The sequence below is a fragment of the Micromonospora sp. NPDC005087 genome, from assembly GCF_042872965.1.
Taxonomy (GTDB): Bacteria; Actinomycetota; Actinomycetes; order Mycobacteriales; family Micromonosporaceae; genus Micromonospora.
Genome location: NZ_JBIALB010000005.1, coordinates 159,884 through 178,745, shown reverse-complemented (window position 1 = coordinate 178,745; position 18,862 = coordinate 159,884). Strand labels below are relative to the sequence as shown.

Annotated in this window: 20 protein-coding genes, 1 tRNA gene and 1 riboswitch; of the genes, 11 read left to right on the top strand and 10 right to left on the bottom strand. The window is 70.3% G+C overall.

Annotated features, from left to right (window positions below):
• Window positions 1–149 precede the first annotated feature (149 nt).
• The 5 genes from ACFYPS_RS14675 to ACFYPS_RS14655 all read left to right on the top strand — a co-directional run bounded on the left by ACFYPS_RS14675 (window position 150) and on the right by ACFYPS_RS14655 (window position 6,486).
• Window positions 150–413, top strand: a complete 264-nt coding sequence (locus ACFYPS_RS14675) for a cell division protein CrgA (protein ID WP_354966418.1) — start codon at window positions 150–152, stop codon at window positions 411–413.
• A 291-nt stretch (window positions 414–704) separates the two neighbouring features.
• Window positions 705–2,903: a (Fe-S)-binding protein gene (locus ACFYPS_RS14670; RefSeq protein ID WP_354966419.1), complete on the top strand. Its 2,199-nt coding sequence runs from the start codon at window positions 705–707 to the stop codon at window positions 2,901–2,903.
• Between the two features lie 94 nt (window positions 2,904–2,997).
• The gene (locus ACFYPS_RS14665; protein ID WP_354966569.1) at window positions 2,998–4,311 is read left to right on the top strand and encodes a hemolysin family protein; all 1,314 of its coding nucleotides are present in this window, start codon (window positions 2,998–3,000) and stop codon (window positions 4,309–4,311) included.
• Entirely contained in the window at window positions 4,304–5,305 is a 1,002-nt protein-coding gene (locus ACFYPS_RS14660) for a hemolysin family protein (protein ID WP_387324780.1), read from the top strand. Before ACFYPS_RS14665 ends, ACFYPS_RS14660 begins: the two co-directional genes overlap by 8 nt.
• Before the next feature lie 182 nt (window positions 5,306–5,487).
• Window positions 5,488–6,486, top strand: a complete 999-nt coding sequence (locus ACFYPS_RS14655) for an NlpC/P60 family protein (protein ID WP_387324777.1) — start codon at window positions 5,488–5,490, stop codon at window positions 6,484–6,486.
• A gap of 64 nt (window positions 6,487–6,550) precedes the next feature.
• Here ACFYPS_RS14655 and ACFYPS_RS14650 read toward each other — a convergent pair whose 3' ends face one another.
• Window positions 6,551–8,005 (bottom strand): N-acetylmuramoyl-L-alanine amidase, encoded by a 1,455-nt coding sequence (locus ACFYPS_RS14650; protein ID WP_387324774.1) that lies wholly within the window; start codon window positions 8,003–8,005, stop codon window positions 6,551–6,553.
• Window positions 8,006–8,053: 48 nt separating this feature from the next.
• Window positions 8,054–8,533 (bottom strand): hypothetical protein, encoded by a 480-nt coding sequence (locus ACFYPS_RS14645; RefSeq protein ID WP_354966423.1) that lies wholly within the window; start codon window positions 8,531–8,533, stop codon window positions 8,054–8,056.
• Between the two features lie 230 nt (window positions 8,534–8,763).
• A riboswitch (cyclic di-AMP (ydaO/yuaA leader) is annotated at window positions 8,764–8,899 on the top strand.
• Between the two features lie 12 nt (window positions 8,900–8,911).
• Here ACFYPS_RS14645 and ACFYPS_RS14640 point away from each other — a divergent pair.
• Window positions 8,912–9,952: an NlpC/P60 family protein gene (locus ACFYPS_RS14640; protein ID WP_354966424.1), complete on the top strand. Its 1,041-nt coding sequence runs from the start codon at window positions 8,912–8,914 to the stop codon at window positions 9,950–9,952.
• An 86-nt stretch (window positions 9,953–10,038) separates the two neighbouring features.
• On the opposite strand, the gene dcd is transcribed toward ACFYPS_RS14640, so the two are convergent.
• On the bottom strand, window positions 10,039–10,617 hold the full coding sequence (dcd, locus tag ACFYPS_RS14635; protein WP_089018323.1) for a dCTP deaminase: 579 nt from the start codon (window positions 10,615–10,617) through the stop codon (window positions 10,039–10,041).
• A gap of 99 nt (window positions 10,618–10,716) precedes the next feature.
• Here dcd and ACFYPS_RS14630 point away from each other — a divergent pair, with 99 nt between their 5' ends.
• The gene (locus tag ACFYPS_RS14630) at window positions 10,717–11,274 is read left to right on the top strand and encodes a pyridoxamine 5'-phosphate oxidase family protein (protein WP_354966425.1); all 558 of its coding nucleotides are present in this window, start codon (window positions 10,717–10,719) and stop codon (window positions 11,272–11,274) included.
• A 78-nt stretch (window positions 11,275–11,352) separates the two neighbouring features.
• On the opposite strand, the gene ACFYPS_RS14625 is transcribed toward ACFYPS_RS14630, so the two are convergent.
• Window positions 11,353–12,336, bottom strand: a complete 984-nt coding sequence (locus ACFYPS_RS14625; protein WP_387324770.1) for a zinc metalloprotease — start codon at window positions 12,334–12,336, stop codon at window positions 11,353–11,355.
• Window positions 12,337–12,583: 247 nt separating this feature from the next.
• On the opposite strand from ACFYPS_RS14625, the gene ACFYPS_RS14620 reads away from it, so the two are divergent.
• Window positions 12,584–12,657: transfer RNA gene (locus tag ACFYPS_RS14620), tRNA-Gly, on the top strand.
• 119 nt (window positions 12,658–12,776) lie between these two features.
• On the opposite strand, the gene ACFYPS_RS14615 is transcribed toward ACFYPS_RS14620, so the two are convergent.
• Both ACFYPS_RS14615 and ACFYPS_RS14610 read right to left on the bottom strand, forming a co-directional pair.
• Window positions 12,777–13,511 (bottom strand): alpha/beta hydrolase, encoded by a 735-nt coding sequence (locus tag ACFYPS_RS14615; protein WP_354966427.1) that lies wholly within the window; start codon window positions 13,509–13,511, stop codon window positions 12,777–12,779.
• A 199-nt stretch (window positions 13,512–13,710) separates the two neighbouring features.
• Window positions 13,711–14,415, bottom strand: a complete 705-nt coding sequence (locus tag ACFYPS_RS14610) for a VOC family protein (RefSeq protein WP_354966428.1) — start codon at window positions 14,413–14,415, stop codon at window positions 13,711–13,713.
• 182 nt (window positions 14,416–14,597) lie between these two features.
• On the opposite strand from ACFYPS_RS14610, the gene ACFYPS_RS14605 reads away from it, so the two are divergent.
• Both ACFYPS_RS14605 and ACFYPS_RS14600 read left to right on the top strand, forming a co-directional pair.
• Window positions 14,598–14,987: a hypothetical protein gene (locus ACFYPS_RS14605; RefSeq protein WP_354966429.1), complete on the top strand. Its 390-nt coding sequence runs from the start codon at window positions 14,598–14,600 to the stop codon at window positions 14,985–14,987.
• 51 nt (window positions 14,988–15,038) lie between these two features.
• Window positions 15,039–15,596 (top strand): DUF3592 domain-containing protein, encoded by a 558-nt coding sequence (locus tag ACFYPS_RS14600; protein ID WP_354966430.1) that lies wholly within the window; start codon window positions 15,039–15,041, stop codon window positions 15,594–15,596.
• Window positions 15,597–15,735: 139 nt separating this feature from the next.
• Here the strand turns inward: ACFYPS_RS14600 and ACFYPS_RS14595 are convergent, their stop codons facing one another.
• The 4 genes from ACFYPS_RS14595 to ACFYPS_RS14580 all read right to left on the bottom strand — a co-directional run bounded on the left by ACFYPS_RS14595 (window position 15,736) and on the right by ACFYPS_RS14580 (window position 17,907).
• Complete coding sequence (locus ACFYPS_RS14595; RefSeq protein WP_354966431.1) at window positions 15,736–16,380, bottom strand: dihydrofolate reductase family protein; 645 nt, start codon at window positions 16,378–16,380, stop codon at window positions 15,736–15,738.
• A gap of 45 nt (window positions 16,381–16,425) precedes the next feature.
• Window positions 16,426–17,130 carry a dihydrofolate reductase family protein gene (locus ACFYPS_RS14590; RefSeq protein ID WP_354966432.1) on the bottom strand — a complete coding sequence of 235 codons (705 nt, stop codon included), beginning with the start codon at window positions 17,128–17,130 and terminating at the stop codon, window positions 16,426–16,428.
• Between the two features lie 116 nt (window positions 17,131–17,246).
• Complete coding sequence (locus tag ACFYPS_RS14585) at window positions 17,247–17,678, bottom strand: hypothetical protein (RefSeq protein ID WP_354966433.1); 432 nt, start codon at window positions 17,676–17,678, stop codon at window positions 17,247–17,249.
• A 34-nt stretch (window positions 17,679–17,712) separates the two neighbouring features.
• A complete protein-coding gene (locus ACFYPS_RS14580; protein WP_354966434.1) occupies window positions 17,713–17,907 on the bottom strand; it encodes a hypothetical protein in 195 nt (64 codons plus the stop codon).
• 56 nt (window positions 17,908–17,963) lie between these two features.
• Between ACFYPS_RS14580 and ACFYPS_RS14575 the strand changes: the two genes are divergently transcribed.
• Window positions 17,964–18,842 (top strand): LLM class flavin-dependent oxidoreductase, encoded by an 879-nt coding sequence (locus ACFYPS_RS14575; protein WP_354966435.1) that lies wholly within the window; start codon window positions 17,964–17,966, stop codon window positions 18,840–18,842.
• Window positions 18,843–18,862: the final 20 nt, after the last annotated feature.

Below are 18,862 nucleotides of genomic sequence, written 5' to 3'. Positions count from 1 at the left end.
TCGGTCACTCCGTGCACCGGCCTGACCCCATTCGTGGTCCGGGCGGGCGTTCCGGACTACGCTAGCTTTCGAACATTATTGGCCATGGACCGTCGCCCCCGCGCCCGGTTGTCAGGCCGGACGAGGTCGTCACCCCTCTGGAGAGCGTCGTGCCCAAGTCTCAGGTCCGCAAGAAGAAGGTGTACACCCCGCCGACGGACGTCCGTCCGACGACGGCGGCATCGTCGCGCAAGCCTAGCCCGGTGTGGCTGCCGATCACCGCGGTCGCATTGATCGTCGCTGGCATCGGTTGGCTGGTGGTCTACTACCTCTCCGAGCAGCAGTACCCGATCATGGCGTGGGGTTACTGGAACCTCGCGGTGGGCTTCGGCGCGATGGTCGCCTCGTTGGCGCTGCTCTCCCGCTGGCGCTGAGCCGGCCCGGCGCGTCGCCACGCCGGAGGATTCACGTCACCCCACGGAGCCCCTGCCCGGCAGGACCGGGCGGGGCACCCTATGGTGTCCGCAGGGCGGCGTGGCCCGCTGCGAGATGACTCACGTTACTGCTGGGTAACCTTGCGCGTAGGCTGCACTGCATGACCGAGCGGAGCGAGGTCATCGACCGGTCCGGTCGCAGGTGCGGCAGCGGCGCGACGCCGGCTCCGTCCTGACCCGGTCCCGGTCGCCGAGCCGCTCGACAGGCAGCAGACCGGGGAGGCCAACTCGATGGGCAGCGTCCAGATCGTCACCACGATCCTCGCGGCCGCCATCACCGCCGTGGCGGTGTGGCTTGCGGCACGCGCGGTCCTCAAGATGGTGGCAGTCATCCGGCTCGGCCAGCCCGCGCCGGAGCGGTTCACCGACAAGGTCAGCCGTACGAAGACCATGCTGGTGGAGACCGCCGGCCACACCCGCATGCTCAAGTGGGGCGTGGTGGGTGCGGCGCACTGGTTCGTGATGGTCGGCTTCATCGTGCTGTCGCTGCTGGTGCTCGAGGCGTACTTCGAGGTGGTCACCCCGACCGGTGGGCTGCCGATCATCGGGCACTGGGTGGTCTTCGGGCTGGCCACCGAGATCATCGGCGTGCTGGGTCTGGTCGGCATCCTGGTGCTGATGGCGATCCGGCTGCGCAACCGGCCGAACCGGCCGGGTGGTCGCTCCCGGTTCACCGGCTCGACGATGTGGCAGGGCTACTTCGTCGAGTGGATCGTGCTGCTGGTCCTGATCTTCGGGTTCGTGATCCGGGGCTTCAAGGTCGCCACCGACCACTTCGAGTACCCGCTCTGGGCCACCCCGGTCAGCCACGCGGTCGGCGCGGTGCTGCCCGACTGGCAGGACGGGGCGAGCATCGCCGCCCTCATCAAGATCGTCATCTCGATGACCTGGCTGATCGTCATCTCGCTGAACGTCACCATGGGCGTCGCCTGGCACCGCTTCCTGGCGTTCCCCAACATCTTCTTCAAGCGTGAGCCGGCCTGGCCGGCCGGCTCCGGCCTCGGCGCGCTGCGCCCGATGACGAGCCAGGGCAAGCCGCTCGACTTCGAGGAGGCCGACCCGGAGAAGGACCAGTTCGGTGTCGCCCAGGTCGAGCAGTTCAGCTGGAAGGGTCTGCTGGACTTCAGCACCTGCACCGAGTGCGGTCGCTGCCAGTCGCAGTGCCCGGCCTGGAACACCGGCAAGCCGCTCTCGCCCAAGCTGCTCGTGCTGAGCCTGCGCGACCACGCGTACGCCAAGGCGCCCTACTTGCTGGCCGGTGGTGGCAAGGACCTGACCGGCGAGGAGAAGGCCACCGCGGCGCAACTCGCGCACGTCGACGTGCTGGCGCTGGCCGAGGCCGACCGTCCGTTGATCGGCACCGCCGAGGAGGGCGGCGTCATCGACCCGGACGTGCTCTGGTCCTGCACCACCTGCGGTGCCTGCGTCGAGCAGTGCCCGGTGGACATCGAGCACGTGGACCACATCGTCGACATGCGTCGCTACCAGGTGCTGATCGAGTCGAGCTTCCCCTCCGAGGCCGGCGTCATGCTGCGCAACCTGGAGAACAAGGGCAACCCGTGGGGCGCCCCGCAGAACACCCGCGAGGACTGGACCAAGGGTCTCGACTTCGAGGTGCCCCGGGTCGGCGAGGTGGACGACTTCGAGTACCTGTTCTGGGTCGGCTGCGCCGGCGCGTTCGAGGACCGGGCCAAGAAGACCACCCGCGCGGTGGCGACCCTGCTCAACGAGGCGGGCGTCAAGTTCGCCATCCTGGGTGAGGGCGAGACCTGCTCCGGCGACCCGGCGCGGCGGATCGGCAACGAGTTCGTGTTCCAGATGCTCGCCCAGCAGAACGTGGAGACGCTCAACGAGGCGTTCGAGGGCCGGGAGAAGGCCAAGCGCAAGATCGTCGCTACCTGCCCGCACTGCTTCAACACCCTCGGCAACGAGTACGGCCAGCTCGGCGGCGAGTTCGAGGTGGTTCACCACACCCAGCTGCTGGCCCACCTGGTGTCCACCGGCAAGCTCACCCCGGTGCAGCCCGTCGACGGCGGGGTCACCTACCACGACCCCTGCTACCTGGGCCGGCACAACCGGATCTTCGCGGCTCCCCGTGAGGTGCTCGGGGACGCCATCGAGGGCGAGATCACCGAGATGCCGCGCAACAGCGAGCGCTCCTTCTGCTGCGGCGCTGGCGGCGCCCGGATGTGGATGGAGGAGAAGATCGGCAAGCGGATCAACGTGGACCGGGTCGAGGAGGCCATGGCCACCGGGGCGAGGACGGTCGCCGTCGGCTGCCCGTTCTGCTCGACGATGCTCAACGACGGGGTGAACGGCAAGGGCGCCGGCGAGCAGGTCGAGGTGATCGACGTGGCCAGCGTGCTGCTCCGCTCGGTCAAGCCGGAGCAGCCGCAGCGCGGCAAGGAGGCCGCGCCGGTCGCCGGCTGAGCCGTCGGCCGGCCCGGCCGGTGGCTGGGCACCCGCCGTGGCACAATCGCGCCGAGGTGAGGCGAACATCGACGGGATTGTCCTGGCCACGCTGCTGCCCCTGGTCGGCTTCGCTGCGCTGACCGCCGGCAACGCGTTCTTCGTCGCGGCCGAGTTCGCCCTGGTCACGGTCGATCGCGCGGAGATCGACCGCCGGGCCGGCGCCGGCGACGAGGCCGCCCTGAGGGTACGCACGGCGCTGCGCGAGCTCTCCTTCCAGCTCTCCGGCGCGCAGCTCGGCATCACCATCACGGCGCTGCTCACGGGTTATCTGGCCGAGCCGGCCCTGGCCCGGGTCTTCACCCCGCTGCTGCGCCCGGTGGCCGGGGACAGCACGGAGCGGTTCACCCCGTTTCTGGCGCTGGCCCTGGCGACTCTGATCTCCATGCTCTTCGGTGAGCTGGTGCCCAAGAACGCGGCGCTGGCTCGACCGATGCCGACCGCGCTGGCCACCGCCGGCCCCATGCACTCCTTCTCCCGGACGTTCGGCTGGGTGATCCGGGGACTGAACGGTTCGGCGAACCGGCTCGTCCGGGCGCTCGGGGTGGAGCCGCAGGAGGAGCTCCGGAGTGCCCGTTCGCCGGAGGAACTGGGCCTGCTGGCGGCCATCTCCGCCCGGGCCGGGGCACTGCCCCCGGACACCGCGATGCTGCTGCGCCGCACCATCCGCTTCGGCGACAAGCGGGCGGCCGAGGCGATGACCCCCCGGGTGGACGTGGTCGCGCTGCGTGCCACGGCCACGGTGGCCGGGTTGCTCGAGCTGTCCCGGGAGACCGGGCGGACTCGGTTCCCGGTGTACGAGGAGACCCTCGACCTGGTCACCGGTGTGGCGGGGGTGCCGGACGCGCTGGGGGTTCCGCTGGCCGCCCGGGCGTCGACCACGGTCGGCTCGGTGGCCCGCGAGCCGGTGTACGTGCCGGAGAGCCTGGACCTGGACGGCGTGCTGGCCGCACTGAAGGCCGCCGGCGCCGACCTGGCCATCGTGGTCGACGAGTACGGCGGCACGGACGGCGTGGTCACCATCGAGGACCTGGTCGAGGAGCTGGTCGGGGAGATCGCCGACGAGTTCGATCCGGCCAGCGTGGACGACGTCGGCCCGGTCGAGCTCACCGTGCCGGGCGGGGAGCGCACCGTGCTGGTCGACGGGGTGTTGCGCTCCGACGAGTTGGCCGAGCAGACCGGCTTCCGGCTGCCCGAGGGGCCGTACGAGACGCTGGCCGGGTACCTGATGGCCCGGCTCGGGCACATCCCGCTGGCCGGCGAGACGGTCGAGGCCGGTGGCTGGGAGTTCACCGTGGTGGAGGTGGAACGGCACCGGATCGAGCAGGTCCGGGTGCTGCGCCCGGCGGAGCCGGACGACGATGCCTGAGCTGTTGGTGACCGTGCTGCTGCTGCTCGGCAACGGGTTCTTCGTGGGTAGCGAGTTCGCGCTCATCGCGTCCCGGCGGACGGTGATCGAGCCGCTGGCCGCCGGCTCGAAGCGGGCCCGCTGGGCGCTGTCGGCGATGAACCAGATCCCCCTGATGATCGCTGGGGCGCAGCTCGGCATCACGGTCTGTTCCCTGGGCCTCGGCGCGATCGCCGAGCCCGCGCTGGCCCACCTGCTGGAGTCGCCGTTCCACGCGGCCGGCCTGCCCGAGCGGGCGGTGCACCCGGTGGCGTTCGTGCTGGCGTTGGGCGTGGTGGTCTTCCTGCACACGGTGGTCGGCGAGATGGTGCCGAAGAACATCACGCTGGCCGGTCCGGAACTCTCCGCGCTCTGGCTCGGCCCGGCCATGCTGGCGTTCTGCGTGGCCACCAAGCCGCTGCTGCTGGCGATGAAGTGGGCGGCCCGGCGGGTCCTCGCGGTCTGGCGGATCGAGGCGTCCGAGGCGGTGAAGACGGTGTTCACCGCGGAGGAGTTGGCCGGGCTGGTCTCCCAGGCGCGCACCGAAGGGCTGCTCGACGCGGAGCAGCACGCCCGGATCACCGGCGCCCTGGCCCTGCACACCCGGACCGCGGCGGACGCGTGGCAGCCGTGGTCGACGGTGGTGACGGTGGCCGAGGACGTCTCGCCCGCGTCGCTGGAGGTGCTGGCGACCCGCACCGGCCGGTCCCGGTTCCCGGTGGTGCAGCGGTCCACCCGGCGGGTGCTCGGTTTCGTGCACGTCAAGGACGTGCTCGGGTACTCGGGGCAGGCTCGCCGGGCAGCGGTGCCGGCGGAGGTCTACCGGCCGCTGGCGGTGGTGCCGCCGGAGCGTACGCTCGCCGACCTGCTGCTGGCCATGCGCCGCGAGCGGAGGCACATGGTGCTGGTCAGCGACGGCCGGCGCCCGCTCGGTGTGGTCACGCTCGACGACGTATTGACTGCGATAGTTGGCTGATCGGCCGATACCCTTGGTGTGCAAGCGGTTGCGCGACAGTGACGGTGACGCCTCCCGCCTTGATTCCGCTGCTGCGCTTCCCTAATGTGAGGCACCGACCGCTGTGGGTCGTCTGCCTCGGCCCTTCCCTCACGCGAGGCGCCCGGCGGTCGGTTGCAAAGGAGTCGGTGCCGGTGGCAACCATGCCCCCTCATCGTCACGCCCCGGGACTGCCCGCTCGGTCGGGCGGTCTGCGCAGGGTCGCCCACCGTCTACTCGTCCTGGTCGCCGCCGCGGCGGTCGGCGCTGGCGTGCTCTCCGCGCCCGTGCAGGCCGCGCCCACGGTCGACGAGATCGAGGCGCAGATCGACAAGCAGTGGGAGCGGTTGGAGCCCACCATCGAGCAGTACAACAAGGTGCGGTCGCAGCTGAAGACCAACCGGAAGAAGTCGTCCGAGCTGCAGAAGAAGATCGAGCCGCTGGCGCTGCAGAGCGAGCTGGCGCTCAACCGGGTCGGTGACCTCGCCTCCCGGTACTACATGTCGGGTCCCTCCCACGACATCGGCGCGTTGCTGATCAGCGCCAAGCCGGACACGCTCACCGAGCAGCTCACCGTCCTCGACCGGCTGGCCGCGCGGGAGCGCAAGGAGGTCGAGGGCGTGCTGGCCGTCCGGGCCAAGTACGACGGCCAGAAGCAGAAGCTGGACGCGCTGATCGCCACCCAGACCAAGCAGCAGAACGAGCTGGCGGCGAAGAAGAAGCAGATCGACGGCGAGATCAAGCGGCTCGAGGCCTCGCTGCCGAAGACGACGATCAAGACCGAGGGCTGCCCGACCATCAACGGGGTGGCCAACGCGGCCGCCCAGAAGGCGATCAAGACCGCCTGCCAGCAGGTCGGTGACCCGTACGTCTGGGGCGCCACCGGCCCGAACTCGTTCGACTGCTCGGGCCTGACCCAGTACGCGTACAAGGCGGCCGGGATCTACCTGACCCACCACACGGGTGACCAGTGGCACGAGGGCAAGGCCATCTCGCGGGCCGACGCCCGCCCCGGTGACCTGGTCTTCTTCTTCAGCGACCTGCACCATGTCGGCCTGTATCTGGGCAACGACAAGATGGTGCACGCGCCACGCGCCGGCAAACCGGTGCAGGTGGCCAGCATCAACAACATGCCGGTCGCCGGGTTCCGCAGACCCGGCTGATCCAGCAGCCACGACGAGGGCCCCCGGTCGGACGACCGGGGGCCCTCGTGCCGTTCAACACGGTTCAGTGCGGTGCGTCCACCGGAGACGGCAGGAGCTGCACGTCGGCGAGGTCGACGTACATGATCCGGTGACCGAACTGGATCTGCGCGTACCGGTTCTGGCCGCGGATGACCGTCCAGTCGCCCGGCGAGGAGCCGTCGAACGTGGTGGCCCGGTAGTACTCGCCCGGCAGCACCGCGCCGACGGCGTACCGCTGGCCGGCCGCCAGGGTGTACTGCAGCGGCGAGATCGGCTGGTATGGCACCCCGGCCGGGTAGGCGGCCTCCTCGGGGTACGCCCGCCCGTACACGGGGATGGTGGCCCGTCCGGGCTTCGGGGTGGCCACCACGCCGACGGTCCAGGTGGCGGTCGGCGCCGACGCCGGGTTGTGGAACCACGCCTTCTGTCCGAGATACCAGATCGCCGTCCAGTCGCCCTGCCGACCGGCGAGGGCGTACGTCTGGCCGGCGGAGGCCCGGGTGCCGTGGTCCGACACCTCCATCGTGTTCGGGGTGCCGTCGGGGCGCAGTGCGATGTCGTTGACCAGCGGCGCGTCCGCGGACGGCGCACTGCGCAGCACCACCGACGATGAGCCGCGCGGCGCGCACGGCACACCGGCGGTGACGCAGCCGGTGAACGCCGGCTGGTTGGTGGCGTAGTCGGGGCCGATCCGGACCAGCCCGGAGGCCGGGATGCCGGTGTCCAGCCGCGGCGCGTGCAGCAGCGTGAAGTAGTGCGTCCAGTCCCAGTACGGGCCCGGGTCCCAGTGCATCCCGCGCACGGTGGAGGCGACGGTGCCGGGCACGTTGTCGTGGCCGATGATGTGCTGGCGGTCCAGCGGGATCCCCAGCTGCAGGGCGAGGTGCCGGACCAGCTTGGCGGAGGTCCGGTACATCGCCTCGGTGTACCAGGTGCCCTGCGCGGCGAAGCCCTCGTGTTCCAGCCCGATCGACTTGGCGTTGACGTACCAGTTGCCGGCGTGCCAGCCGACGTCCTTGGTCTTCACGTGCTGGGCGATGTGCCCGTCCACCGAGCGCAGCGAGTAGTGCCAGCTCACGTAGGTGGGGTCCTGGACGAGTTGCAGCGTGGTCGCCCAGCTCGCCTCGGTGTCGTGGATGACGATGTACTCGATCTTCTGCCGGCCGGGTCGGTCGGAGAGGTCGTGGTTGCCGTAGTTCCCGGCGCCGAACGCCTCGTAGGGCGCCGGGATCCACTCGCAGGAGATGGTGCGGGGGCACTCCAGCCCGTCGGGGCGGGCGAGCCGGCGCAGTCCCAGCCGGTCCAGCCAGGAGCGCTGCGGTTGGATTGCCCGGGCCGGCAGCGTGATCCGCTGGCCGTCGTCGGTCACCCGGGACTCGCCGGCGCCGATGGTGGTGAACACCTCGTCGGCGAAGGCCGCCGCGGCGTCCGCGCTGTCCGCGCCGGCGTAGCGGGCCACCGCGCCGTACCAGGCTGCCGGGTCGGTGCCGGCCCCCACCGGTGCGCCCAGTTCCCGCTGGTACGCGGCCAGCAGTGCCGCGCCGCCTCAGATGTTGACGCTCGGGTCGGTGCGCAGCGACTCGGGGGCGGCGCCGGTCAGTGCGGCGGCGGCGTCCATGGTCTGCAACGCTGCGGCGGGCGGCGCGGGATCCTCGGCGGGTCGGGGCGCCATCTCCCGTGCGGGGCGGGAGTCGTCGCCGCGCGGGTCCTCGGTGCCGGCGTCGTGGTGGCTGCGCCCCGGTAGGGCGGCCACGTGCCGGGCGTCGGTCAGGTGCATCGGGCCGTAGCCGCCGCTGGTACTCGGCGTGCCGGCGTTGCTGTCCCAACGTGACTCCAGATAGGAGACGCCGAGCAGCACGTCGGCCGGTACGCCGTACTCGGTCGCCGCGGCGGCGTACTGCTGCTGGCGGTCGGCGGTGGGTGCGGCCACGGCTGGGCCGGCGGGTAGGGGAACCGCGGTCGCGGCGGCGACCACGGCGGCGGCGAGCAGCGCGCGCCGGCCGGTGGACAGGGTTGGACCGTGCATCGAACCCCCTAGATCTGAAGGGCGAAGTGAGGTCACCTTCGCCCCGCCCGGGGCTCCCGTCAATACCTTTCGACCTACCGAGGTTCGTGGAAGGAAACCTTCGTTCCCGGCCGTCGTCGCCGGCAATCGGTACGGAGTGTCACGGCCCCACCGGTTGCGGATCGGTAACGGTCGTCTCTACTCTGGTCATTCGTCGGGCCGACAGCAGCTCCGCCCACCCGGGCGGTAACGGACCGACACCGCCGAGTCGCTTCCGAGCGAGCCGGGGACCCAGGTTTCTGGGGTGAATCCGCAGCCACTGCGGTAGGGCGTCCACCTTCCCGCCCGAACCCGTCAGCTAACCCGGTAGGCGGTCGGGAAGAAGGAGTACGGAACCCGGTGGCTCACCATGCCCCGCGGCCGTCGTCCGAGCGGTCGGCGTCAGCCGGCCCGACGTCGATCGTGCCGCGCTCACGCTGGTCCCGCTTCACCACCGCCCTCGCCGCCCTGGTCGGCGTTGCCGTCGTCCTGACGGGCAGCGCCACGGCGGCCCACGCCGACCCCTCCGTCGCCGAGATCGAGCGCCAGATCGACGCCGACTGGAACAAGCTCGAACCGATCATCGAACGGCACAACGCCACCCGGGCCGACCTGGCCGCGAAGCGCAAGCAGGCCAACGCGCTGGCCGCCCGGATCGCCCCGCTGGAGCGCCAGGTCGACGCTGCGATGGACAAGGTCAGCTCCCTGGCTGTGCGCGCGTACAAGGGCGAGAACGTCTCCACCGTCAACGCCGTGCTGGGCAGCCGGTCACCGAGCGACGTGGTCGGGCAGCTCGAGATGCTCGACCGGTTTGCGCACAACCAGCAGCAGGACGTGCGGCAGGTGGCCGACCTGCGTGACCAACTGGCCGCGCAGAAGGCGCCACTGGACGAGATGGTGGCCCAGCTGACCCGGACCGAGGCCCAGCTGGCGGCCAAGAAGAAGCAGATCAACGACGAGATCGACCGCCTGCAGAAGCTGCGCCTGAAGGTTTACGGCAACGGTGGCGGCGGTCCGCTGCGTCCGGCGCCCTGCCCGGCCAGCTACCCCGGCGGCGGTGCCGGTGTGGCCGTCAAGTTCGCCTGCGCCCAGATCGGCAAGCCCTACGTGTGGGGTGCCGAGGGTCCGAACTCGTACGACTGCTCCGGGTTGATGCTGGCCGCCTGGGCCAAGGCCGGTGTGTCGCTGCCGCACAACGCCGCCCAGCAGAGCCGGGTGACCAAGGACGTCAGCCGGGCCAACCTACGCGCCGGTGATCTGGTCTTCTACTACAGCGACATCCACCACGTCGGGATGTACGTGGGTAATGGCTGGGTCGTGCACGCCTCGCAGGCCGGTCAGCCGATCAAGATGAAGAAGGTCGACGACGGCCCGATCCACAGCTACGGCCGCCCAGGCTGAGATGTAAGCAGGGGCCCCTTCTTAACGCCTCCGGTATAGGAGGGGCCCCTTACTAACACGGCGGGCGCATTGCCCGACGAGTGGCTTCAGCGGGTCGGCCAGGTGCGCCAGTGCTGCCAGGCGCGGCTCGGGGTCGGCCCGCGCTGCCCCTGGTAACGCGAGCCGTACACCACCGAGCCGTACGGGTGCTCGGCCGGCGAGGAGAGCCGGAAGATGCAGAGCTGCCCGATCTTCATGCCCGGCCAGAGGGTGATCGGCAGGTTCGCCACGTTGGACAGCTCCAGCGTCACGTGCCCCGAGAAGCCCGGGTCGATGAAGCCGGCGGTGGAGTGCGTGAGCAGACCGAGCCGGCCCAGGCTCGACTTGCCCTCCAGCCGGCCGGCGAGCTGGTCGCCCAGTGAGATGACCTCGAGCGTCGAGGCCAGCACGAACTCGCCCGGGTGCAGCACGAACGGCTCGCCGTCAGGCACCTCGACGACCGAGGTGAGGTCGTCCTGCTGCATTGCCGGGTCGATGTGGGTGTAGAGATGGTTGTTGAAGACCCGGAACAGCCGGTCGAGTCGTACGTCGATGCTGGACGGTTGGACCAGGGTGGGCTCGAACGGCTCCAGGCCCAGCGTGCCGGCCTTGATCTCGGAGACCAGGTCGCGGTCGGAGAGCAGCATCGGACCACCATAGCGGCGTTTGCCGCAGTGACAGGATTCGGTGCCGGTGACCAGCGCGTCGAGGTCGCTGATCGTACATTTGTTCGATAGAATGTCCACATGGCTTCCTGGTCCGAATTCGCCGCCGACGAGCCCCGACTCGCCGACGGGATCCGCGTTCTCCTTCAGCAGTACGGGCCGGGCTTCGGCTATCTGGCCACGGTCCGCGCCGACGGCGGGCCCCGGGTCCACCCGGTCTCCCCGGTCATCACCGACGAGGGTCTGTTCTGCTTCGTCATCGACTCTCCGAAGCGCCGTGACCTCGAACGGGACGGCCGTTACGCGCTGCACTCGTTCCCGCCGGAGGAGAGCGACGACGAGGCGTACGTGGCGGGGCACGCCTGGCCGGTGACCGATCCGGCTCGGGTGGCGCGGCTGGCGCAGAGCGCCCGGGCCGAGCCGCAGGTCGACTGGCGGCTGTTCGAGTTCACCGTCGACGTGGCGATGCTGACCCGCCGCGACCAGCACGGCATGGGCATCACGGGTGGCGCGCAGGGCCGGCCGGCGGTCCAGGTCTGGCTCGATCCGCACGCCCCGCCTGCGGCGGCCGGCCCGGCCCCCGTACCGCAGACCCGCCCGGTCCGCCGCAACCGTGACGTCCAACGCTCGGCCGCCTGACCGGGGCCGGGGTCCTGGGGAAAGACGCCGGTGCCGGCTCCGTCGTGACGGAGCCGGCACCGGTGGTACGCGGGAAAGCTACGCGGCGCGGTACGCGTTCCACACGGTCAGCATGCGGCTGGCCTGGCCCGGCGTGAACTGGTACATGCACGAGTCGTAGGTGTAGTCCATGAAGTTGGTGATCGGGTCCAGCCCGGCCGCCGAGCAGGTGTTCCGCCCGGTCGGGCACTCGTACGCCGGCGACGCCTCGGCCGGGGTGTCGCTGACGCTGTCACCCGAGCCACCGCAGCCGCCCTGGAAGGTGTGGTAGAGGTTCAGCCAGTGGCCCACCTCGTGGGTGCCGGTGTCGCCCTGGTTGTAGTTGGTGGCCGTTCCGCCCGGCAGTGACTCGTTCAACGCGACCACGCCGTCCATGCTGCTCAGGTTCCGCTGCGGGAAGGTCGCCCAGCCCAGCAGGTCGTTGCTCAACTCGCCCAGGTAGATGTTGAGCGTGTTCTTGCCGCCCACCCGCAGCGAGGACTTCATCGACCGCTCCGCCGACGAGCCCTGCACGATCGGGTACCAGGACGGATTCGTCACCCGGTTGATCTTGTCGAGGCGGAAGGCGAAGGCGGTGACGGCACCGCCGGTCGCACCGGAGTACGCCTGGTTGAGCACGTTGATCTGGGCGGTGATCAGCGAGTCCGGGATGTTGCCACCCGCACGCGTGCTGTTCTCCTGGATCACGTGCACCACCACCGGGATGGTGACGGTGGCCAGTGCCGTGGCACCGGCACCGACCCGGAAGTTGGCGCGTTCGCGCAGCGCCGCCGCCAGGTCGGCGTCCCGCTCGCGTACCTGCTTCGCGGTCAGCTCGTTCGGGTCGTGCTTCGCCGCCGCGCCGGGCTTCATCCGGGCGTTGGCGTGGCTGCCGGTCGGCTCCACGCAGGCGCCACCGGGGGCTGCGGAGAACGCCGAAGCAGCCGGAACGACGCCCACCGCGGCGGTGCTGAGCAGCAGCGCGAGAGTCGTCGAAGCGACACCGGCGGCACGCCGGGTCAGCAGGTTGGGACGAAGTCCCATGGGCCACCTCTTTTTGGCGACGTGGCAGGGGGTGTGTCACGCCGTGGCTGGCAAGGTGTGGCAGACGTTACAACTCATCGATGCATTTGAGAATGGCCATATCTTGTCATAAGGAAACTACTTTCCGTGCACGGTGGCTCAGGGGGGCAATGGTGGTTCTCCGCGGTGGGGCGGGTGGTCGGCCGTCACGTGGGGGCGGGGTACCTGGGTGCACTGGCTGGGTGACTCAGGTACAGTGGTGCCGCTCGCGGGTGTAGTTCAATGGCAGAACATCAGCTTCCCAAGCTGACAGTGCGGGTTCGATTCCCGTCACCCGCTCCACGATCAAGGCCCTGGCCAGGACACAAGTCCCAGCCAGGGCCTTCGATATTCCAAGGTCAGCGACCGTGCTACGACCGGCCGGTACGGCCCGATGGCCTGACGGCGGGCCGGGCCTGCGGCTAGCGCAGATGCCGGGCGAAGAACCCGGCCGCGTCCTCTCCTGCGAACTGCGGGACACCGGTGTGTCCGCCCATGTTGGCGTGCAGCGTTTTCTCCTTGGAGCCGAAGGCGTCGAACAGGTCCAGGGCCGCCTGCCGGTCGTTCCCTTCGTCATCCCACTGCAGTAGGACATGCAGCGGAATGGTGACCTGTCGGGCCTCCTCGAACATGGTGCGAGGCACGAAACTCCCGGCGAAGAAGCCGGCGGCCACGATGCGCGGCTCGACCACCGCGAGCCGGATGCCGACGGAGATCACTCCCCCCGAGTACCCGACCGGGCCGCCGATCTCGGGCAGCGACAGGAGGGCATCCAGGGCGGCCTGCGATTCCGGGACCGCCTTGTTGACGAGCGGGAGGATGAGGGCGTCGATGATCTCGTCGCTGACCGGCTCGCCGGCCTCCAGCGCCCGGCGCAGGTCGGCGCGGGCCTGCTCGACGGCGGCCCAACGGGGCCGGTCACCACTGCCGGGGAGCTCGATGGTGGCCGCGGCGAAGCCCTCCGCCGCAGAGTGCCGGGCCCGAGCCACCAGACGGGGGTACATCTTGCGCAGTCCGAGCGGGGGGTGGCCGAGCAGGATCAGCGGGACCGGTGCGGATGCGGATCCGGGCGTCCACAGGATGCCGGGGATCTCGCCGAGGGTGAATTCGCGTTCGAGGACGCCGTCGTCGAGGCGCTGCTCGGAAGTGAATCGCATGGTCGTGCCTTTCGGGAGTGCTCGTGAACGGCGCTCCCGGACGACCTATCGCCCGACCGTGACCCCGGAGGGGAGCACCCATGTCGATACGTTCACGGGTACCACCTCCTCGATCTCTCGCACGGCCTCCGGAAAAGTAGCAGTGTCGCCGCGGTCCGCCAACCGGTTTTGCGGGGGCTCGCGGGGCGCCGCGCTGCGGTCAGCGTCCTCTGACGCAGAACTCGTTGCCGTCGGGATCGGCCAGTAGGACGGCGCCGTCCGCACCGACCTCGAGCCGAGTGGCCCCGAGGGCGACCAGCCGATCGACCTCGGCTTGCTGATCGCCACCGGCCGGGGCGAGGTCGAAGCGCTGCCGGTTCCTCGCCGTTTTGGGGGCCACGGGTGGGCCACCCCACGCGACCTTCGTGCCGCCGTGCGGTGACTGGATCGCGGTCTCCTCGTCCTGGTCCCACACCAGCGGCCAGCCCAGCGCCTCGCTCCAGAAGAGGCCGACCTCCCGGTTGCCGTCGCAGGCGATTTCCCCGAGCAGGCCGCACCCGGCGAGGAAGCCGTTGCCGGACTCGATGACGCAGAACGCGTTGCCCTCGGGGTCGGCAAGGACGATGTGCCCCTCCTCGGGGCGCTGCCCGACGTCGAGGTGACCGCCGCCGAGCCCCAGTGCCCGCGCCACCGTGTGCTGCTGGGCGGCGTCGCTGGCGCTGGTCAGGTGAAGGTGCAGGCGTTTCGGCCCCACCTTCTTCGTGCGGCTCGGGACGAACTGGAGGCTGAGCTGAGTGTCGTCGCCGGGCAGGAGCGCACGATCGGCGTCCTCGACGACCTCCCGGCCGAGCATTCCGGCCCAGAACTGCGCCAGGCGAGCAGGGTCATGCGCATCGAAGGTCACCGTCAGCATTCGCGAGAGCATCACTGCACCGTAGACACGGGCCAGCAGAACAACAACGTGGTTTCGGTGAGGTCGGCTCGACAGGGCGGCGCCGGTCGTGCTGGTCCGGAGATGCACCCGGGCCGGCGGACCTGACAACTTGATCTCGTAATGCCGAACGGTCGGATGACGACGAGCGGCGTGCCGGCGACCATGATGTCGGAGTGACCACCGTAGATGGCCGTCCGGCAGGCCCTGAGCGGGTAACCATCCGTGCCCGCACTCGCGCCTTGCGCCTCGGGGTGGCGATCCCTCTCGCGATCGTCGGTTTTCCGCTCCTGCTGGTGTTCGCCTTCAACCTGAGCTTTTTCGTGCGTGCGCTCACCGGCCCGGGTCCCGAACCGTGCGATCCCGCCGTCGACGGGTTGGAAGCCTGCTGGCATCCGGAGCTGCGGACCTTCTGGATCGTGGCCGCCGCGACGGGGCTCGCGGGAGCGCTCTGCCTCGTGACTTCGCTGATCCGGCTTCCCCGACCCCGCCGCTGGTGGCCGTGGCCGATCGCGACAGCGGCGCTCCTGTTCTCCTGTCATCTGGCACTGACGCAGATCATCTGACTTCGAGCGACAGCGGGCGTGATCCTTGCGTCGGAGCGGCACGATGAGCCGGTGAGCCGCCTGATCATGTTGCTGAGGCGCCCGGTCTGGGTGACCGTCGGATGCGTGTTGCTGGTGGTGGCCGGTGGTGCCCTGCTCTGGTTGCCGCTGCACACCCAGTACGCACTCGACGACTGGAAGACCGAACTGCGGGCCGAAGGTGTGCCGGCGCGGGCCGTCGTCTACGACCGGGAGAGCAAGCGGGGTGGCAGCTCCACCACCATGTATCTCCGGTACGAGATGGCCGGCCGGACGTACGAGCAGGAGCTGGGCTGCTTCGAGGTGTGTCTGCCACCCGGCGATGTCGTGCCGATCTGGGTGAACCCCACCGATCCGAGCGACTTCGTCACCGACTTCGACGCGCTCAGTGGACACCGGGGCCGCATCCAAGGTGTCATCGGCGCGGCCGGGTTCGTGATCCTGGTCGTGGCGGTTCTGCTGACGATCTCCCGCATCCCGTTCCGGAGATGGTTCCCCCGGCGCACGGCGCCGCGGCGGCCCGGCGCTTCCAACAGTGGCGGCGCCGGGTTCACCAGCCGTTCCAAGCACAAGCGGGTCGGCCGGCACTGAGCGGCGCCGGGCCTGTCACCCCCTGACACGATCCTGACACGGCCACTGACATCCGACGGCTACTGGATGCTGGTGCTGTCCCGCCGGTAGGCGACCGTGCTCAGGGCAACGGGTCAGCATGCTGTGATCGTGTTGGCGGTCATCGTTTCCAGAACAGGAGATGGGTGACTCCGCTGGGGCTGGGCACCGACTCGAGGTGGAAGCGGTCGAGAAGATCGGTGTGGCTGTCCCACAGGCGCTCGCCCCGATTGAGGTCGACGGGCGCGACGGCGATGTGCATCGTGTCGACCAGGTCGGCCTCGATGAACTCGCGGATGGTCGCCACCCCACCGCCGAGGCGTACGTCCCGACCGGCGGCTGCCTGCTTCGCCCGGGCCAGCGCCTCGGCGGGGCTGGCATTGAGGAAGTGGAACGTGGTGTCGGCCAGGGTGAACGACGGCCGCACATGGTGGGTGAGTACGAAGACCGGCGTGTGGAACGGCGGGTTGTCACCCCACCATCCCTGCCACTCGTGGTCCTCCCAGGGGCCGCGCTGTGGGCCGAACTTGTTGCGACCCATGATCTCCGCGCCGATGTTGCACTCGGCGTCGCGGGTCAGGTAGTCGTCCAGCCCGCGAGTGCCGCCCGGTTCGGTGCGATACACGAAGCTGGCGGTGGCGGCACGCCAGGAGAACAGCGGGGTGGGGTCCGCGTGGCCGAAGGGTCGTTCCAGGCCCTGCCCCTCACCGGTGCCGAACCCGTCGCGCGAAACGTTGAAGCACTGCACCCGCAACAGTTGCGGCATGGGATCTCCTCTTGGGTTGATGGTCCCGTATCCGGTCGGCGCGGTTCAGTTCGTGGTCACCGTCGGGCCGCCGCCGCGGCCCCGGTCGTCGAGGACGAGCGGGGCGCGACCGCGCACCTCGTACCGGATGTGGGTGACCTGCGGCGTGTGGATGACCCGGGTGGGCGTCAGCTCGATCGCCTCCTTCTCGCCGAGGTCGAGGTCCGCGTCGAACAGCCGGAGGCCGGTGCCGAGCACGACCGGTACGACGTGCAGCTCCAACTGGTCGAGCACGCCGGCCTTGAGGACCTGGCGTACGAGGCTGCCGCCGCCGGCCACCGCCACGTCCTTGCCGCCGGCCACGGCACGCGCCTGCTCGACCGCACTGGCCACGCCATCGGTGACGTAGGTGAAGCTGGTGCCACCGCCGCGCAGCAGGGGCTCGCGGGGGCGGTGCGTGACGACGAAGACGGGCGCGCGGAACGGCGGCTCCTCGCCCCAGGGCACCTCACCGCCGTCGGCCATCCGCCGCCCCATCACGTACGCGCCGGCCGCTTCGAACGACTCGGCGACCACGTCCGAGTTCGTGTCCCGCTCACCACCGGCGAAGCCCTGTCGCTCGCGCCACGCCCCGGCGTCGGTCACCCAGCGGGTGACCCGGAAGAATCCGGCGCTCTCGGCCGAGTCCATCCAGTCGCCCTCGCCGGCGAACTGCGGGCCGGCGTAGAACCCGTCCATCGACACCGACACCTGTGCGGTCACCTTCGTCATCTCGCGTTGTCCTCTCCTCGGGCGACACCCGTTCGGGTGCCCGCTCACCGATGGGTCGGAGCCGCCGGAGAACTCCCTACAGGAAGGCAGTGTGACGTGGACCACAGCGCGACAGGTCAGTGCGCGGGATTGCTCTCCGATGACCGGTCCGGTTGGCGGTCATCCGTCGGCAGGTCCCACATCCCGGCGTACTCCGGGCCACTCAGCCAGCGCATGCGGGGCACCTCCTCGGGGCGGGGCTTCCAGTCGCGGTACGGCAGCAAGGCCAGCCGCCAGGCGATCACCGCGAAGATCCAGATGCCCGGGCCGACCAGCCACAGCAGGGCATCGCGGCGGCGGTAGGAGGCGTGCGGCGCCAGCCAGGCGGTCACCACGACGGGCACCGCGATCGCGCTGAGGTCGGCCAGCGGCCCGCGGCCGAACCGGGCCTCCATCAGCTCGCGAAAGACCATTGACGGCGCGATCACCGCGATCACGATCGCCGCCGTGAAGAGTGTGCGTGACCGGCGACCCAGAGGTGGGCGGGCAGCGGCTGGCTGGGCGATCATGACCGGAGGGTACGGGCCGCCAGCGACGGCGGGACTACGACTTACGGTCGATGATCGCCGCCTCGATCCGCAGACCGGTGCCCGTCAGGACGAGGAGGGCGGCGAGGATTTGCGGCCTGAGCCCGTCGTAGTCGGATGGCATGGTGAGCAGCGAAGTCAGGAAGCCAGCCACCAGCGACATGGTGCCGAATGCTCGTACCGTGTCGGCCCGACGCGACCGTAGGTCCATCGGAGAACGGTAGCGAAAGCCGGGCGCCCGTGGTGCCCCCGGCTAGGCTGGCGATCATGCGAATTGGCATCGTGATCCTGCCGGACCAGCGCTGGACGGAGTCGCAGCGTCGCTGGCGGCAGGCCGACGAGTGGGGCTTCGACCACGCCTGGACGTACGACCACCTGGGTTGGCGGGACCTTGTGGACGGCCCGTGGTTCGACTCGATGACCACGCTGACCGCGGCCGCCACGGTGACCTCCCGGATCCGGCTGGGCACCCTGGTTGCGTCGCCGAACTTCCGGCACCCGGCGGCGTTCGCCCGGCAGATCACCACGGTCGACGATGTCTCGGACGGTCGGCTGCTGCTCGGCCTGGGCGCGGGCGGTATCGGCTTCGACTCGGCGGTGCTGGGTGGCGAGACGCTGCCACCGCGTCAGCGGGTCGACCGGTTCGCCGAGTTCACCGAACTGCTGGATCTGATCCTGCGGGAGGACGGCACCACCTGGCGCGGTGACTGGTTCGCCGCGGTGGACGCCCGTAACAATCCTGGCTGCGTGCAGCAGCCCCGGGTGCCGTTCGTGGTGGCCGCCAACGGGCCGCGGTCGATGCGGCTGGTGGCCCGGTTCGGCCAGGGCTGGGTGACCACCGGCACCGACGCCGACGACGTGGAGGGCTGGTGGGGCACCGTGTCGGCGCTGTCCGCGCGGATGGACCGGACGCTGGATGAGGCCGGCCGTGATCCGGCCACCCTGGACCGGTATCTCTCGCTGGACGCGGCGCCGGTCTTCTCGCTCAGCAGCGCGCAGTTCTTCGCCGACCAGGTCGGCCGGGCCGCTGACCTCGGCTTCACCGACGTGGTGACGCACTGGCCGAGGGCCAGCAGCTGGTACGCCGGCGATGAGGCGGTCCTGGTGGACGTGGCGACCCGGCTGCTGCCGGAGTTGCGCGGCTGAGGATCGCGCCGCCAGCGACA

What these genes read in the sequence shown, in the direction of transcription:
- ACFYPS_RS14670 (WP_354966419.1), top strand. Translation starts at nt 705, where the DNA reads ATGGGCAGCGTCCAGATCGTCACCACGATCCTCGCGGCCGCCATCACC.
- ACFYPS_RS14660 (WP_387324780.1), top strand. Translation starts at nt 4,304, where the DNA reads ATGCCTGAGCTGTTGGTGACCGTGCTGCTGCTGCTCGGCAACGGGTTC.
- ACFYPS_RS14655 (WP_387324777.1), top strand. Translation starts at nt 5,488, where the DNA reads ATGCCCCCTCATCGTCACGCCCCGGGACTGCCCGCTCGGTCGGGCGGT.
- ACFYPS_RS14645 (WP_354966423.1), bottom strand. Translation starts at nt 8,533, where the DNA reads ATGCACGGTCCAACCCTGTCCACCGGCCGGCGCGCGCTGCTCGCCGCC.
- dcd (WP_089018323.1), bottom strand. Translation starts at nt 10,617, where the DNA reads ATGCTGCTCTCCGACCGCGACCTGGTCTCCGAGATCAAGGCCGGCACG.
- ACFYPS_RS14630 (WP_354966425.1), top strand. Translation starts at nt 10,717, where the DNA reads ATGGCTTCCTGGTCCGAATTCGCCGCCGACGAGCCCCGACTCGCCGAC.
- ACFYPS_RS14625 (WP_387324770.1), bottom strand. Translation starts at nt 12,336, where the DNA reads ATGGGACTTCGTCCCAACCTGCTGACCCGGCGTGCCGCCGGTGTCGCT.
- ACFYPS_RS14615 (WP_354966427.1), bottom strand. Translation starts at nt 13,511, where the DNA reads ATGCGATTCACTTCCGAGCAGCGCCTCGACGACGGCGTCCTCGAACGC.
- ACFYPS_RS14610 (WP_354966428.1), bottom strand. Translation starts at nt 14,415, where the DNA reads ATGCTCTCGCGAATGCTGACGGTGACCTTCGATGCGCATGACCCTGCT.
- ACFYPS_RS14595 (WP_354966431.1), bottom strand. Translation starts at nt 16,380, where the DNA reads ATGCCGCAACTGTTGCGGGTGCAGTGCTTCAACGTTTCGCGCGACGGG.
- ACFYPS_RS14590 (WP_354966432.1), bottom strand. Translation starts at nt 17,130, where the DNA reads ATGACGAAGGTGACCGCACAGGTGTCGGTGTCGATGGACGGGTTCTAC.
- ACFYPS_RS14585 (WP_354966433.1), bottom strand. Translation starts at nt 17,678, where the DNA reads ATGATCGCCCAGCCAGCCGCTGCCCGCCCACCTCTGGGTCGCCGGTCA.
- ACFYPS_RS14580 (WP_354966434.1), bottom strand. Translation starts at nt 17,907, where the DNA reads ATGGACCTACGGTCGCGTCGGGCCGACACGGTACGAGCATTCGGCACC.
- ACFYPS_RS14575 (WP_354966435.1), top strand. Translation starts at nt 17,964, where the DNA reads ATGCGAATTGGCATCGTGATCCTGCCGGACCAGCGCTGGACGGAGTCG.